At 64.7% G+C, this 14,418-nt stretch carries 13 protein-coding genes; 2 read left to right on the plus strand and 11 right to left on the minus strand.

The window, feature by feature from the left end:
- Positions 1–62: 62 nt before the first annotated feature.
- From H0523_RS11290 to H0523_RS11310, 5 genes are all read right to left on the minus strand, one after another.
- Positions 63–2,501 (minus strand): heavy metal translocating P-type ATPase, encoded by a 2,439-nt coding sequence (locus H0523_RS11290; RefSeq protein ID WP_079383069.1) that lies wholly within the window; start codon positions 2,499–2,501, stop codon positions 63–65.
- A gap of 154 nt (positions 2,502–2,655) precedes the next feature.
- On the minus strand, positions 2,656–2,928 hold the full coding sequence (locus H0523_RS11295) for a DUF2933 domain-containing protein (protein WP_008063316.1): 273 nt from the start codon (positions 2,926–2,928) through the stop codon (positions 2,656–2,658).
- A gap of 33 nt (positions 2,929–2,961) precedes the next feature.
- Positions 2,962–3,447 carry a DUF411 domain-containing protein gene (locus H0523_RS11300; protein WP_003090303.1) on the minus strand — a complete coding sequence of 162 codons (486 nt, stop codon included), beginning with the start codon at positions 3,445–3,447 and terminating at the stop codon, positions 2,962–2,964.
- A gap of 37 nt (positions 3,448–3,484) precedes the next feature.
- Positions 3,485–4,465, minus strand: coding sequence for a copper resistance protein B (locus H0523_RS11305; RefSeq protein ID WP_012202381.1), 981 nt, complete (start codon positions 4,463–4,465; stop codon positions 3,485–3,487).
- A 25-nt stretch (positions 4,466–4,490) separates the two neighbouring features.
- Positions 4,491–6,392, minus strand: a complete 1,902-nt coding sequence (locus tag H0523_RS11310) for a copper resistance system multicopper oxidase (protein WP_012202382.1) — start codon at positions 6,390–6,392, stop codon at positions 4,491–4,493.
- 255 nt (positions 6,393–6,647) lie between these two features.
- Here H0523_RS11310 and H0523_RS11315 point away from each other — a divergent pair, with 255 nt between their 5' ends.
- Both H0523_RS11315 and H0523_RS11320 read left to right on the plus strand, forming a co-directional pair.
- Positions 6,648–7,340, plus strand: coding sequence for a heavy metal response regulator transcription factor (locus H0523_RS11315; RefSeq protein ID WP_012202383.1), 693 nt, complete (start codon positions 6,648–6,650; stop codon positions 7,338–7,340).
- Positions 7,324–8,745, plus strand: coding sequence for a heavy metal sensor histidine kinase (locus H0523_RS11320; RefSeq protein WP_428148544.1), 1,422 nt, complete (start codon positions 7,324–7,326; stop codon positions 8,743–8,745). Before H0523_RS11315 ends, H0523_RS11320 begins: the two co-directional genes overlap by 17 nt.
- 76 nt (positions 8,746–8,821) lie before the next feature.
- Here the strand turns inward: H0523_RS11320 and H0523_RS11325 are convergent, their stop codons facing one another.
- From H0523_RS11325 to H0523_RS11350, 6 genes are all read right to left on the minus strand, one after another.
- Positions 8,822–10,804 carry a relaxase/mobilization nuclease domain-containing protein gene (locus H0523_RS11325; RefSeq protein ID WP_033945451.1) on the minus strand — a complete coding sequence of 661 codons (1,983 nt, stop codon included), beginning with the start codon at positions 10,802–10,804 and terminating at the stop codon, positions 8,822–8,824.
- 448 nt (positions 10,805–11,252) lie between these two features.
- Positions 11,253–11,840: a S26 family signal peptidase gene (locus H0523_RS11330; protein ID WP_012202386.1), complete on the minus strand. Its 588-nt coding sequence runs from the start codon at positions 11,838–11,840 to the stop codon at positions 11,253–11,255.
- Positions 11,837–12,394, minus strand: a complete 558-nt coding sequence (locus tag H0523_RS11335; protein ID WP_012202387.1) for a DUF2840 domain-containing protein — start codon at positions 12,392–12,394, stop codon at positions 11,837–11,839. The genes H0523_RS11330 and H0523_RS11335 overlap by 4 nt, the downstream gene beginning before the upstream one ends.
- Entirely contained in the window at positions 12,391–12,666 is a 276-nt protein-coding gene (locus H0523_RS11340; RefSeq protein WP_012202388.1) for a hypothetical protein, read from the minus strand. Before H0523_RS11340 ends, H0523_RS11335 begins: the two co-directional genes overlap by 4 nt.
- Complete coding sequence (gene parA, locus H0523_RS11345) at positions 12,663–13,301, minus strand: ParA family partition ATPase (RefSeq protein ID WP_012202389.1); 639 nt, start codon at positions 13,299–13,301, stop codon at positions 12,663–12,665. The genes H0523_RS11340 and parA overlap by 4 nt, the downstream gene beginning before the upstream one ends.
- Before the next feature lie 253 nt (positions 13,302–13,554).
- A complete protein-coding gene (locus tag H0523_RS11350) occupies positions 13,555–14,412 on the minus strand; it encodes a replication initiator protein A (RefSeq protein ID WP_012202390.1) in 858 nt (285 codons plus the stop codon).
- Between the last annotated feature and the right edge of the window lie 6 nt (positions 14,413–14,418).

Consider the following 14,418-nt stretch of genomic DNA (forward strand, 5'->3'; position numbering starts at 1 on the left):
GAACGAAAGAAACGGTTCGCTGGGCGATAGCAGACTCCTGTTGGTTCTGAAAGATGTTTCGGTCACAGTCGGCTCGCTCTCAGCCGCAAGGCGTTGCCCACGACCGATGCCGAACTCAGGCTCATCGCCAATGCTGCGATCAGGGGCGACAGCAACCAGCCCGTGAGGGGATAGAGAACCCCGGCGGCGATGGGGATGCCCAGCGCGTTGTAGAGGAAGGCGAACATGAGGTTCTGCTTCATGTTGCCCACGGTACTCACCGAGAGCGTGCGAGCGACAGCAATGCCACGCAGGTCGCCCTTGACCAGCGTGACCTGAGCGCTGTTCATCGCCACGTCGGTTCCCGTTCCCATGGCGATGCCCACGTCTGCCTTCGCCAAGGCCGGCGCGTCGTTGATGCCGTCTCCGGCCATGGCGACGATGCGGCCTTCTTTCTGCAGCCGCTCGATCAACATGAGCTTGTCCGCCGGCTTGACCTCACCATGCACCTCGTCGATGCCTAGGCGTGCACCGACGGCTTTGGCGGTGGTCTGCCCGTCCCCGGTGGCCATGATGACCCGCAGGCCCGCAGCCTTCAACGCGGCCAGGGCCTCGGGGGTGCTGCCCTTGACCGGGTCGGATACGGCGAGCAAACCCGCGAGTTGCCCGTCCACAGCCAAGTACATGACGCTGGCCCCTTCGCCGCGCAGAGTTTCGGCCTGGGGTACGAGCGGTTCCACCGATACGCCAGACTGTTCCATCAGCACTGTGTTGCCCAACGCCAGTTGCCGGTGCTCAACCTTTCCGCGCACGCCGATGCCGGTTCCCGATTCAAAGCTCTGAGGCTTCACGAGTTGGAGGCCCTGGGCACGCGCGGCCTGCACGATGGCGTCGGCCAGGGGGTGTTCACTGCCCTGGTCCAGGCTGGCCGCAAGACGCAGCACCTCATCGTTCGTAAAGCCGCGTGCTGCGACGACCTGATCGAAAGCAGGTCGGCCTTCGGTCAGGGTTCCTGTCTTGTCGATGACGAGGGTATCGACCTTGCGAAGATTCTCGATCGCCGCGGCATCGCGGAACAACACGCCCTGCGTGGCGCCACGGCCCGTTGCGACCATGATCGACATCGGCGTGGCCAGACCCAGCGCGCACGGGCAGGCGATGATCAGGACGGCCACCGCATTGATCAGTCCATAGACCCAGGTGGGCTGTGGCCCGAAGAATCCCCATACAAAGAGCGTCGTGACCGCAATGGCGACGACGGCCATCACGAAGTAGCCGGCAACGACATCGGCCATGCGTTGCATCGGTGCCTTGGAACGCTGCGCCTGGGCGACCATCTGGACGATCTGCGATAGAACGGTGTCCGAGCCGATCCGCTCCGAACGCATGACCAGCGCGCCGTTGGTGTTGAGTGTGGCCCCGATGACCTTGTCGCCCGCGCGCTTGCTGACGGGCAGCGGTTCGCCGGTCAGCATGGATTCGTCAATCGAGCTGCTGCCCTCGTGCACGATGCCATCCACCGGCACCTTCTCGCCGGGTCGGATGCGCAGCAGGTCGCCGACGTGCACATGGCTGAGCGGCACGTCTTCCTCGCTGCCGTCCGCATTGATGCGCCGCGCGGTCTTGGGCGCCAGCCCCAGCAGCGACTTGATAGCCGCCGAAGTCTGGGAGCGGGCCTTGAGTTCCAGCACCTGGCCGAGCAGTGTCAGCGAGATGATGACGGCGGCGGCCTCGAAATACACGCCGACCCGTCCCATGGACATGAAGGAGGCTGGAAACACTTCCGGCGCAACGGTTGCCACGACGCTGTAGATGAATGCCGCACCCGTTCCCAGGCCGATCAGTGTCCACATGTTCGGGCTGCGGTTGACCACGGACAGCCAGCCGCGGGAGAAGAAGGGCCAGCCGGCCCACAGCACGATCGGCAACGACAGCACCAACTCGACCCAGCTCTGCGTAGCCATGTCCATCAGGTGCAGCCGCTCGCCCAGCATCGCCAGCGCCAGGACCACGAGCGTCAACGGCAAGGTCCACCAGAAGCGACGCGAGAAGTCACGCAACTCCGGGTTGTCGTCGTCGAGGTCGGGCAGCAGGGGCTCCAGCGTCATCCCGCACTTGGGGCAGGTTCCCGGATGATCCTGGCGGATCTCCGGGTGCATCGGGCAGGTGTAGATCGTTCCGGGTGCGGTTGGCGATGCCGCCGGGGCCGGTGAAACTGCGGTGCTGGCATGGTGATGCGGCGCATGGCCGCTGCCTGTGCCTATGCCCGCGCCACCGCTGGCATATCGCGCCGGATCGGTGTCGAATTTGGCCTTGCATCCGGTGCTGCAAAACAAGTACGTGTTCCCCAAGTGCGTGGAGCGGTGCTCCGACGCCGCCGTGACCGCCATGCCACACACCGGATCGCGCGTCGCGGCATCGGGCTGCGAGTGGCTTGAGGACCCGCCCGCGTCGTCACTGCCGGCATGGCTGGCGTGATGGTGGTGCGTATGCGGGCCGGACGTTGTGGCACCCGCCGCCATGCCTGCGTGCTCATGTCCTGAAGACTTGCTGGGTGAATTCATAGTGACAAGTGCCCTCCGCCGTTAACCGTTGGTGTCTGGTGATCGCAGCAGGCCGCAGGCGCGCAAGGAGACAAGCGCGGCGTCGCGTGCTCGCACGGTGCGAGCACGCGACTCATTGCTTCTGCTCCTTGGCGGGTGCGGCACCTTCCTCACCCTGACGCGCGGCATGATCGTGTCCGCCGTGGCCGTGACCACGGTGCATGAACAGGTGCATCAGCGGACAAGCCGCCAGCAGCAGGAAGGGGAGATAGCCGGCAACATGTGCCGTGTGCTCCTTGAGCAGGAAATACGCGGCGACAGCGGCGATGATGAGGAACGCCACGCCGTAGCGCGATCGCCAGAACCGGGGACGATCGCTGGGGGTCTGTGTGTGCTGATGCTGCATGGCATATCTCCACGGAAAAGGGTTGATGGATGGTCAGCGATGCGACTGATAGACCGTGCTACTACCGTTTTTCCCGATCAGCAGCACGTCGTAGGCGTCCTTGCGTCCACCATAGGCCGGACCATCCATGCCGGGCGAACCGACCGGCATGCCCGGCGCCGCGAGGCCGATGGCCTGCGGGGCTTCGCGCAGCAAGCGTTGAATGTCCGAGGCAGGCACATGACCCTCGATGGCATAGCCGCCGATCTGCGCCGTGTGGCACGAACCGTACTTCTGCGGGATGCCCAGCCGCGTGCGCGCTGCCGTGTTCCCGGTGTCAAGAACCTGCACATCGAAGCCTGCGCCTTGCAGGTGTGAGACCCAGTCCTTGCAGCAACCGCAGCTCGGGTCCTTCCACACCTTGGCGATCGGTCGGCTCTGCGCCAGGCTCGGTCCTGCGAGTGCCATCACCAACAAGCCAGCGATCAATGCTTGGCGTCTCGGCACTTTGCCCTGGCTTCTGTCGTAGTGCATGTTCATAGATTGCCTCTCATCAGATGATCAAACCCACAAGGTTCTAGAACCAGAATCGCACGCCAGCCACCCAGCGCGTCTGCTGCGCGCGGCCACCTTCGGCGCGCACATAGTCCGCGGTGCGTCCGAAGCTGCCCGCCCGTTCCACGCCGATGTAGGGGGCGAACTGGCGACTGAATTCATAGCGCAGGCGCAAGCCAGCAGACGCTTCGGCCAAGCCCTTGCCGATACCGCGTTCCGGGTCGTCCTTGCCATAGAACTGCAATTCGGCACGAGGCTCCAGAATCAGTCGCTGGGTCAGCAGCAGCTCGTAGCTGCCTTCGACACGCAGCGCCGTACGTCCGCCACTTCCCACGTAGCCCGTCGCCTTCAGCTCGAACCAGTAGGGGGCGAGGCCCTGGATGCCGAAAGCCAACCATTGACGGCTCGGGCCTTTTCCGTTATCCACCCGAACGCCGAGCTGGGTGTCCCAGTACGGTGCGACGGCGTGCCCCCAGAGAAGCTCGGTACGCGATTTTTCGAGCTTTCCTTTGGCGATATCGCCTTCGGCCTTCACGACGGCCTTGTTGTAGGTCGTCCCATACCAAGCCTGGAGGTTGTAGGCCGTGGAATCGTCCCCTTTGCGCGTGAAGCGGCGTTCCAGGGTTTCGCCGCGCAACGAGAAGAACCTGTGTTCGTCGGCCAGCATCAGCCGCGGCACACCGGGTACGGCGTAGTCGCCCGATCCCAATGTCAGGCCATTGGAGTAGCCATGCGGATCGCGGGCGTCAGGAGGCGCCGACCCGCCCTGCATCTGCATGTTGCCGTGATCCATGGCCGGGGCCGCGGTCGAGCCGCTCGCCGACGTCGCGTGACCCGCGTGCGGGTCGGCGGCAGGAGCCACGGTCTGAGTGGATGGCGCGGCCGTTTGAGCGTCGGCCTGGCCGTGCGCTGCATGGTCGTTCTGTGCTTGTGCCTGGGCGGCGACGCTTACCAGGGCCAGAAGCGTCGTGGCCAGTGCGCGAGTGGGGAGTGCTTTGGACATTCTTGGTCTTCCTTGTGCGCTGGGTTCAAGACACCACGACTTCGCGGAACATGCCGGCATCCATGTGGAACATCAGGTGGCAGTGCCACGCCCAGCGGCCGAGCGCGTCGGCTGTCACCAGGAAGCTGATGCGTTGTGCCGGCTGCACCGGCAGGGTGTGGCGGCGCGCAAGGAAGCGACCGTCGGGGCTTTCCAGCTCGCTCCACATGCCGTGCAGGTGCATGGGATGGGTCATCATGGTGTCGTTGTGCAGAATGACCCGCAGCCGCTCGCCGTGTTTGAAGTGCACCGGCGTGGACTTTCCGAACTCCAGCCCGTCCAGGGACCATGCGTAGCGTTCCATGTTGCCCGTGAGGTGCAGTTCGACCTCCCGGCCAGGGCCTCTCTTGTCCAGCGGCCCCGACGGGGTATGCAGATCCGCGAGGGTCAACACTCGCCGACCGTTGTTGCGCAGTCCGATGCCGGGGTCATCGAGGTTGGTGCGCGCCATGTCAACGCGCATGTCCGTGCTGGCACCATACTCGGTGCGAGCGTGGCGAGCAGTAGTGCTGGGCACGGCCAGTCCCCCCGCCGCCGCGGCGTGTTGGCTGTGATCCATCGCCATGCCACCGTGGTTCATGGCGCCGTGATTCATGCCAGCCATCGCCCCATGATCCATCCCGGACATCGAACCCGAGCCCATCCCGGTCATCCCGGTCATGCCCGTCATGCCCGTCATGCCCGTCATCTCCATGGCTTGGCCGGACCCGCCGTGGTCCATGCCCCCCATCATGCTGCCCATCATGTCGTTCATGGTCAGCCATTCGACCGGATCGAGGGCAGGCACGGGAGCTTGAAGACCTTCACGCACGGCCAGCGTGGCCCGCGCGTAGCCTGTCCGGTCCATCGCCTGGGCGAAGATCGTGTAAGCGTCATCCCGTGGCTGGACGATCACATCGACGGTTTCGCCCGGACCGAATCGGAACTCATCGACCGTCACCGGCTCCATGTCAACACCATCGACGTGCACCACCGTGAGTTTCAGTCCGGGAATGCGTACGTCGTAGAAGGTGTTGCCCGCACCGTTGACCATGCGCAGCCGCACGCGCTCACCCGGTCGGAACAGCGCCGTCCAATTGCCGGCGGGGGTGACGCCGTTGGCCAGATAGGTCAGCGTGGCGGCAGACAGATCGGCGAGATCCGTCGGATTCATCCGCATCTCGTTCCACATCTTGCGCTTGTCGATCGCAGCGGCCATGCCGTCGCGCGAGGCGTCCCGGAAGAAGTCGAAGACGGTAGGTTGGTTGTAGTTGTAGTAGCCGCTTTGGGACTTGAGCTTGGTGAACACCCGCATCGGGTCTTCGTCGGTCCAATCCGAGAACAGCAGCACGTGGTCACGGTCGGCGCGGATGGTCTCGGCACCAGCGGGGTCGATGATGATCGCCCCGTACATGCCCGTGAGTTCCTGGAAGCCGGAGTGCGAGTGGTACCAGTAGGAGCCGCTTTGCTGAACCTTGAAGCGGTACGTGAAGGTCTCGCCGGGAGCGATGCCATTGAAGCTGATGCCCGGCACGCCATCCATCTGATACGGCAGGATGATCCCGTGCCAGTGGATGGATGTGGCTTCACGCAGCTTGTTGGTCACACGGATTGTGACGGTGTCACCCTCACGCCAACGCAATGTCGGTGCCGGCAGCGAGCCGTTGATGGTCGTAGCCACGCCTGGCTTGCCCGTGAAGTTCACGGGCGATTCGGCGATCACCAAGTCGAACTCGGTGCCCTTCAGCACAGGGGCGGCACCGCGCGTCGCGGAGCCTTGTTGGGCAAATGCCCTGAGCGCCGGGGTGGACAGCCCGGCCAGGACGCCGCCAGCGGCCAGCCCCTGAACAAAACGCCGACGAGACAGGCCCAGTGGGGGCGCGATTACAAAGGGCGAACGAGGCGGCATGGCCTGAAATCCTCCATAGATAACTTGAAAGTCGTCTTTAGAGCCGCCTTTGGTCTTGGGCGGCACGGTTCGACGCATGGAGGTCATGCTATGGAGTGACCACTTTCGGATGAATGACCCTTGGATTACATTCATGTAATGGTCGCGTCATCTTCGTGGCAGGAAGCGACTATTACATTGCCCCTAAGAAGCAGATGAATGGGGCATCGTGGGCGGCAAAATTCCTTACGCCGCAGCGATTTCATGGGGCATGCGATGAAGCTGTTGGTCGTTGAAGACGAGAACAAGACGGCGGATTACGTCCGCCAAGGTCTCATGGAGGCAGGGTTCGTCGTGGATCTGGCGCGTAACGGATTGGACGGACACCACTTGGCCATGAGCGAGACCTACGATTTGGTGGTCTTGGATGTCATGCTGCCGGATGTCGATGGCTGGCGCATCGTGCGTTCGCTGCGAGATGCTGGCAAACAAGTCCCTGTGCTATTTCTAACCGCACGTGGCAGCGTAGATGACCGCGTCAAGGGGTTGGAACTGGGGGCAGACGACTATCTCGTCAAGCCGTTCGCGTTCTCGGAATTGCTGGCGCGGGTGCGGACGCTGCTGCGACGCGGAAGCGCTCCGAGCCAGCCTGATCGCATCCAAGTTGCCGATTTGGTGCTGGACTTGCCGCGCCGACGTGCAACGCGCGCTGGTCAGCGCATCAATCTCACCAGCAAGGAGTTCGCGTTGCTCGAACTGCTGGCACGCCGACAGGGTGAAGTTCTGCCGCGTTCGTTGATTGCGTCTCAGGTATGGGACATGAATTTCGACAGCGACAGCAACGTCATTGATGTGGCCATCCGTCGTCTGCGCGCAAAGATCGACGATGCGTTCAATCCAAAGCTCATCCACACTGTACGTGGCATGGGATACACGCTCGATGCGCCTGATGATGACCTCGCGCCATAAGCCACGGCGAAGCCGTCCCGCGTCGCTTGCATTGAGGGTCACGGCCCTGGTTGGCATTGCCACTACCTTGGTATTTCTAGCGTTCAACTGGGTTGTCGTTAGATCCCTGGAGCACCACTTTGCCCAACAGGACGCCCATGAACTGGACGCAGTGGTCACGGCCTTGGCAGAGCCGTTGCGACAGATCGCTAATGACATGGACAAAGATGAGTTGCGGCAGCATTTAGCCAATGCAGTGGCAGGACATCATGGGATGACCTATGGTGTCTATGATCGGCCGGGCAATACCATCTATGCCACGCCGGGTCCTGACCTGTCGAAACTTGCCAGCAGCAAAAAGTTGGTCAACCGCATCACCGCCGACGATTTGACGGTGTGGCAAGAGAATCAGAGGTCTTATCGAGGTGTGGCGCTACAACTGCCTGCCGACGATTCGGCGGCACCTGGCTACCGCATCGTCGCTGCCATGGACATCGGCTTTCATCTCGATTTCTTGGCAGAGTTCAAGCGCATGCTCTGGTGGGCGACCTGCCTTGTTCTCTGCATTGCGCTCGGGGTGGCTTGGCTGGCCGTGCAATGGGGCCACCTTCCAATCCGCAAGGTCAACGAGGAGATTCGCACGATCCGCTCTTCAAAGCTAGATGTGAGACTTGATCCTCTGGACGTACCTATAGAACTGGCTGAACTTGTGGTCGCCTTCAACGACATGCTGGCCAGAATCGAGGAAGGGTTTGTCCGCCTGTCGCACTTTTCCGCCGACATTGCGCACGAGTTGCGTACACCCGTTACCAACCTGATTACGCAGTCCCATGTGGCGCTCGGGCAACCCCGCAGTGCAGAGGAATATCGGGAGATCCTCTACTCCAACTTGGAGGAGTTTGATCGCATGAGTCGCATGATCGGCGACATGTTGTTTCTAGCTCAAACGGAAAATGACCCTCGAAATCTCCGCCTCGGCGAAATCGACTTGGCTGAGTTGATCCGAGGTTTGTTTGACTACTTCGAGGCATTAGCTGAAGACCGCAACATCACACTTTACGCAAAGGGTGCTGCCGAACCAATACGAGCGGATCGTGAGATGTTGCTGCGGGCGCTCAACAATCTTCTTTCCAACGCAATCCGTCATACTCCCTATGGGTCGCGTATTACAGTCGCTTTGGCGCAAGATGAGCGATGGACAACGATAAGTGTCGAAAATCCGGGCGAGCGAATTTCGGAGGCTGATCTGCCGAAGTTATTCGATCGCTTTTTCCGAGTAGATCCTGCCCGCCAACGAAAGAACGCAGGTGCAGGGCTAGGGCTGGCCATCGTCAAATCAATTGCCGAAGCTCATGGTGGACATGTGCAGGCAACGTCCAGCGATACAGCGACTAAATTTGATCTAACGCTGCCTCGCATCGCTTAAGTTGGCCTCTCGCCATTGCGGGAGAATGCAGATCGTGGATGGGCGCAGTTTCGACTCGTCGGAAGCAGGTTGCTCGTCAGATGATGGACATGCCTTTCTGCCGTCCAATCTCCCATGACACGCCACCGCCGCGTACAGTGGCAGCAAGTTGCTGACCTAGCCGTTGCTCGATCACTGGTTTCCACGGCACTAGGCTGAATCCCATGCCGTCATCGAGCATCGCGTAGCGCCCGCTGGCGAGCATGACGCTGCGCCGGTAGATGCCGGCCACGCGCTGCCCATCGGCCACCGGGCGATGCTCCAGGCCGGTTTCGCCGGCAATGTCCTTCGCGGCCTGTGCCAGTTCCCGGTTGCGCAGCGTGCCCAGCAGGTTGCGCGCCAGGATCACGCGCTGCCCGCGCCGCTCGGCCAGTCCCTGTTCGGCCAGGAAGTCGGCGCGCTGCTGCATCGCCTGCTTGGCCTCGCCGCCAAAGCCCAGGTCGCCCAGACCCGAGCCGCCGCCGATCAACTGCTGGTCGAGCCAGGTGGCCCCGATCACTCGGGCCTGCCGCTCGATGGGCAGGTGCGATTTCAGCTCCACGGCCACGCCGCCCAGGCGCTGCGCGTCGTAGCGGCGGCCCTGCTCGGGCAGATCGTCCGGCACCTTCCATAGACCTTCGGCCACGCGCTCCACAATGCCGGCGCGGCGCAAGGCTTCCAGCCGACGGACATGGGCTGCGACGACTTCCTGTGGATCGCGGCCGGGCATGGCCTGACCCTGCGCGATGGCGAGGTGGTGGTCGGTGCGGTACAGGCCATCGCTCGCCAGCGCGGCGATGTTCTTGTCGGCCGCGCGCACATCGGCCGATCCCTTCACCTCCACCACCGCGCCGGCCGGATAGTTCGCCAGTTCGTCGCGGGTGTTGAGCGCGACGTAGTGGGCCTTGCCGTCCACGCCGTCGATGACCAGATAGCCCCGGTCGCGCAGCTCGTCGGCCAGCCCCTTCGCGGCCACGCGGCCGAGGATGGTTCGGCCATCGTCGCCCGCCTCGAACACCGCCAGCTCGCGCGGCTCGCCGCGCATGGCCCGCTGCATGGTGCGGATGATGTCGCCACGCTCGCCCAGGGCGCGCAGCGTCTTTTCGGCATCGGCGTGGACGGCCCAGGTGCCCGGCTGCATCTCGTCGGCCAGGCCCAGGCGCTGCAAGCGTTGCAGGCGGCCGATCAGCAGCAGGCGCTGGCGTTGCAGCCGCGGTTCGTTGAACCGTTCGACATGCACCAAGCCATCGTCGCCCAGTTCGCGTTTGAGCGTGCGATCCAGGCTCGTCCATCGCTCCTGATCCACTTCACGCTGCAAGGTCTGCTGGATCTCCAGCTCGGTGCGTGGCCCCAGCCATTCGGTCGCCAGCTCGGACGCGCGATGCCGGAAGCCATCGGCGATGTAGTCGCCCGCGATGATGAGGTCTTTGCCGGTGTCGTCGCGTCCGCGCACGATCAAGTGGGTGTGCGGGTTGTCGGTGTTCCAGTGATCGACCGCCACCCATTCCAGCCGTGTGCCCAGGTCGGCTTCCATGCGGCCCATGAGATGCCGCGTGTAGGTGCGCAGGTCGTCCAGTTCCGCGCCATCCTCCGGCAAGAGGATGAAGCGGAAATGGTGCCGGTCGTCGGCGCAGCGTTCCTTGAAGGCGTCGAGGCCGGCAGCATCGGTCTGCGGCCCATAGGCTTGGCCTGGCTCGCCGTCGCGGCCGGCGCCGTCGCGCTCGATGTAGCGCAGGTGCTTGGCGAGCGACTGCGGACTGGCCCGCTGCTGATTGACCAGCAGCGTCTTGATGGTCACGCGCCGCGACATGGGCGTGAGCTTCGCGCCCGCGAAGCGCGCCGCCGTGTGGCCGCGTCCCAGCCGCGAGCCGGGCCGCTGGCCGATGCCGGCGCCCTTGCCACTGCCGCCAGGACGGCGCACCGCCGACTTGCCGCTGCTGGCCTTTCCTGCCTGCTTGAGCACCTTGGAAACGAAGCCCTGGCCCCGGTTCTTCGGGGCGCTGGGGCGGATGCGGAAATCGTCATCGCGGCGGTTGGTCATGGCTGGGCTCCCTGCAAGCTCTGGCGTGTCCGGGCGTGCGAAGCACGTGGACATGACTGCATCGGCGCGGGCTTCGCGCCCCAAGCGGCACGGCGGCAAAGCCGCTCCGTGCCGCGCCACCCCCACGTGCAGACAGGCTTTCGACGCGGCCCGGTGCCGCGTCCTTTTGTCTTGCCTTCCGCATTTGCCTCCCGCATCCGCTCCCGGCAATCGCGGCCCGGTGGCGCTGCTGCACCAGCAGCCAGCGCGCCGGCGAACGCGGATACGGCCGCAGGCCGGGCGCGTTCGAGGCAAGACGCCTGCACGTTGGACGGCTGCGCCGGAGACAGCGCGAAGTGCGGTGCGAATGCACCCGCACTGCACGCGCGACGACACGGCGACGACCAGCAGGACGACACGCCCGATGGCACGATGAGATGCATGGCAACGTGCAGCGAATCGACGGCCATCATGGGCGGGATTCCAGCCAGATCGGATGCGCGACGCCGATCACGGCGGATGCGCTGACCGGCCCGAAATACCGGCTGTCGAACGACGCCGGGTTGGTCACGCTCAAGAGGAACAGTTCGCCAGGCCGAAGCTGGCGGCACTGCCGCCAGGAAGGCAGCGGACGGCCCAGCCGGTCGGCGGGCAGCACGGCGGCCACCGGCACGCCGTCGATCCAGACCAGCGCATCAAACACGCACACCGTTTGCGGCGCGACGGCGCCCACGCGCTTGAGCAGCGGCACGCGCGCCGGCAGGTAGCGGCGCTGCGCGGCCAGCGCGGCGGTGTCTGCCGGCAACGTGGTCAAGACGATGCTGCCAACGGACAAAGGCTGGTGCAGCGAGTCGGTACGCTGGTGGAGCGGTTCCACGCGATACCAGCCGACCGCCACGCTGTCGGACGGGTTGTAGATGATGCGCGGCAGCGGATGCACGAAGGACGCCCAGGCCAGCGCAGCGAGGCCGCAGGCAGACAGGCACGCGAGCACGATGCGAGCGCGCAGGCGTGAGCGAGGACGCGGCGCGGTGCCGACAGTCGAAACGGCGGTCATGGCAGCGCCCTCCCGATGAGCCATCCGGCGTGCCGCTCGGCGGTGTATTCGGGCAGCGGCAGGCGCGCAGCGAGCCGGTTGGCGAGCGTGCGCCAGTACGCGGGTGAAGCGGCGGATGGCGCGATCCCCAGCGCCTCGATGGCGTCGATGCGCTCCAGCACGGCGCGCACCTGGTTCTCGCCCTCGGTGTGCAGCAGCAGGCGTGCGCCCGGCTGCACACCGGGGATGCGCTGCGCCGCGTCCAGCGGCGTGCAAGCCTGCATCACCATGAGCTGCCAGCGAACAGTGCCGTAGTCGGTGGACTGCCAGCGAATGCGGCAGAACATGGCATTCGGCATGAATACGGCGAGACTGCGCCAGCGGTCGAGCCGCAGCGTGCGCGCCGGTTCGCCGAAGCGCAGGTAGAGCTTGAAACGGTGCTCCAGGAAGGCCAGCGAAACGCGCGTTAGCGGCGTTGATGTTGGCCCCGTCGCGTGTGCTAGGAGTGGCGGCGACGGTGCAGCCGTGGCCGCGAAGGCAACAGGCGCGGGGGCAGACGAAGCGGATGCGGTCATGGTGTGTTCTCCCTGCGTTGTTCTGGAAACTCGCGCTCCAGCAGGCCGCGCAGCAGTTCGGCCACCGTCACGCCTTGCGTGAACGCCGACACCTTGATGCGCGCCCGCATTGCGGGCGTGATGTCGAGCGTCAGGCGTGCGGTGTAGAGGTCGCCCTTGCCCAGCGCATCGGCGTCGCCCTGGCGAATCCACGCCTCGGCGTGCGGATTCGCGGGCGGACGCGCGCCGATGCCGACGCGCTTTGTCGTGCGCTTGCTGGCGGGGCTGCTCATGTCGGCCACCGCAGCAGTTCGTCCACCAGTGCGGTGATTTCGCGCGCGGCGACGCTGTCCGGCGCCGTCTCGCGTGCCAGCCGGCCAGCAGCCACGCTGTCGGCGAACACGATGCGTTGATGCACTTCCGCGCGCAGCGCAGGAAGCGGCTGCTCGGCCAGCGCGCCGCGTGCTTCGCGTCCGATCACCGTGGTGCTCACGCGCCGGTTGATGACGAAGGCCGCGCGCAGCGCAGGCCGAAACACCTGCGCCTCGCGGATCAGCGCCACCATCTCGGCGCTGGCCCACAGGTCGTAGGGGCTGGGCTGCACCGGGATCAGCACGCGCTCGGCCGCCAGCAGCGAGGAGCGCGCCAAGGCGGCGATGCGCGGCGGCCCGTCGATGACGACGTGATCGGCCCGCCTGGCGAGTTCTGGCGCTTCCTGGTGCAGCGTTTCGCGTGCGAGGCCCACGGCGCTGAACAGCCTTGGCAAACCTTGCTGGCTGCGGCGCTGCGTCCAGTCCAGCGCGGAGCCTTGCGGGTCGGCGTCCAGCAACACGACGTGTTGGCCGCGCATCGCCAGCTCGCCAGCGATGTGGGTAGCCAGCGTGGTTTTGCCGACGCCGCCTTTCTGGTTGAGCAGCGCGACGATCATGGCCTGGCCCTCCCTGTTGGAAAGCCCGGTTGTTGCCGCTGTGCTTCGCGCCGCGTGGCGGTTTTCCACCGAGGTGCGGCGCTTCTACTACCAGTTAGATGTTTTAAGTTAGGGAAGTTAGGGGAGGCCGAAACCCGCGCCGTTATTGGCTTTGCGGCCGATCCGTACTCCTGATAGCACGAGAGTCGTACTCCCGATAGCACGATACCTCGTACTCCTGATAGCACGAGCCCGTCCACAAGCTGCGCACCGTTTATCCCCGTGCCGCGAACGGCACGGGCCGGAAGGTCAGCAGCTCGGCGCTGTTGTCCGGCATCCGCTCGATGCCTAGGACGTAGCCGGGCAGCGACTGCCGCGCGACCAGTGCGCGCAGGTCGTAGGCGAAGTCTGAGAAGCGCGTGGCACTGCCCGATTTCCGATACAGGTGTCGGAAATCGAATTGCCAACCACCCGGCTGTCGCCCGCCGTGTTTGCGCACCAGCCGGTACAGCCATCGCTCGATGCCGCCCGTGAGCCGGAAATACGCTGGGTCGATGGTCAGCACCAGCGCGGCATCCATGACGCCCGCGTAAAACCAGTCCGGCAGGATCAGCTCCAGCCCTAAGGGCGTGCCCTTGGTATCGGCCAGTTCCTTCCATTCGTTGATCCACGAGAAGCGGTGCAGCCGTCTTCCCGTGGTCTCCCGAATGGACGTGGCCACCGTCGTGGATTGCAGGCGATCCAAGGCCGCCTTGAGGCGCTGGTAGTCGCGCAGCGACGTACCGCGCCCAATGAATCGCTGGATCTCGTAGGGCGTGGCCTGCATGAGCCGCGATGGACGCAAGCCCGCGTCGCGCGCCTCCACAATCTGCGAAGCCGCCCAAATGAGCACATCTGCATCCCAAATCGTGGCGATGCCATGCTCCTGCGTTCCCTCCACGCGGATCGTGATGCCGCTGGCGCGGAAGTCGATCGGCGCCACGCGCCGCGACTTCGCCAGCGAGAAGAACGGAAAGGCCATCAAATCCTGGCTGTCGCGCGGCGCCATGTCGCCCGGCAGGGCACGGAACAGGTCGAGCTGTTCGCGCTCTGGCACGAGCCGCTGCCGGGACGGCAGCGCAGGGCTGGACATGGCGAA

Source organism: Achromobacter insuavis, from assembly GCF_902859645.1.
GTDB classification, from domain to species: Bacteria; Pseudomonadota; Gammaproteobacteria; order Burkholderiales; family Burkholderiaceae_B; genus Achromobacter; species Achromobacter insuavis.

Excerpts from the sequence above, each read along its gene's own strand:
- H0523_RS11290 (WP_079383069.1), bottom strand. The coding sequence starts at position 2,501 with ATGGCGGCGGGTGCCACAACGTCCGGCCCGCATACGCACCACCATCAC.
- H0523_RS11295 (WP_008063316.1), bottom strand. The coding sequence starts at position 2,928 with ATGCAGCATCAGCACACACAGACCCCCAGCGATCGTCCCCGGTTCTGG.
- H0523_RS11300 (WP_003090303.1), bottom strand. The coding sequence starts at position 3,447 with ATGAACATGCACTACGACAGAAGCCAGGGCAAAGTGCCGAGACGCCAA.
- H0523_RS11305 (WP_012202381.1), bottom strand. The coding sequence starts at position 4,465 with ATGTCCAAAGCACTCCCCACTCGCGCACTGGCCACGACGCTTCTGGCC.
- H0523_RS11310 (WP_012202382.1), bottom strand. The coding sequence starts at position 6,392 with ATGCCGCCTCGTTCGCCCTTTGTAATCGCGCCCCCACTGGGCCTGTCT.
- H0523_RS11315 (WP_012202383.1), top strand. The coding sequence starts at position 6,648 with ATGAAGCTGTTGGTCGTTGAAGACGAGAACAAGACGGCGGATTACGTC.
- H0523_RS11320 (WP_428148544.1), top strand. The coding sequence starts at position 7,324 with ATGACCTCGCGCCATAAGCCACGGCGAAGCCGTCCCGCGTCGCTTGCA.
- H0523_RS11325 (WP_033945451.1), bottom strand. The coding sequence starts at position 10,804 with ATGACCAACCGCCGCGATGACGATTTCCGCATCCGCCCCAGCGCCCCG.
- H0523_RS11330 (WP_012202386.1), bottom strand. The coding sequence starts at position 11,840 with ATGACCGCCGTTTCGACTGTCGGCACCGCGCCGCGTCCTCGCTCACGC.
- H0523_RS11335 (WP_012202387.1), bottom strand. The coding sequence starts at position 12,394 with ATGACCGCATCCGCTTCGTCTGCCCCCGCGCCTGTTGCCTTCGCGGCC.
- H0523_RS11340 (WP_012202388.1), bottom strand. The coding sequence starts at position 12,666 with ATGAGCAGCCCCGCCAGCAAGCGCACGACAAAGCGCGTCGGCATCGGC.
- parA (WP_012202389.1), bottom strand. The coding sequence starts at position 13,301 with ATGATCGTCGCGCTGCTCAACCAGAAAGGCGGCGTCGGCAAAACCACG.
- H0523_RS11350 (WP_012202390.1), bottom strand. The coding sequence starts at position 14,412 with ATGTCCAGCCCTGCGCTGCCGTCCCGGCAGCGGCTCGTGCCAGAGCGC.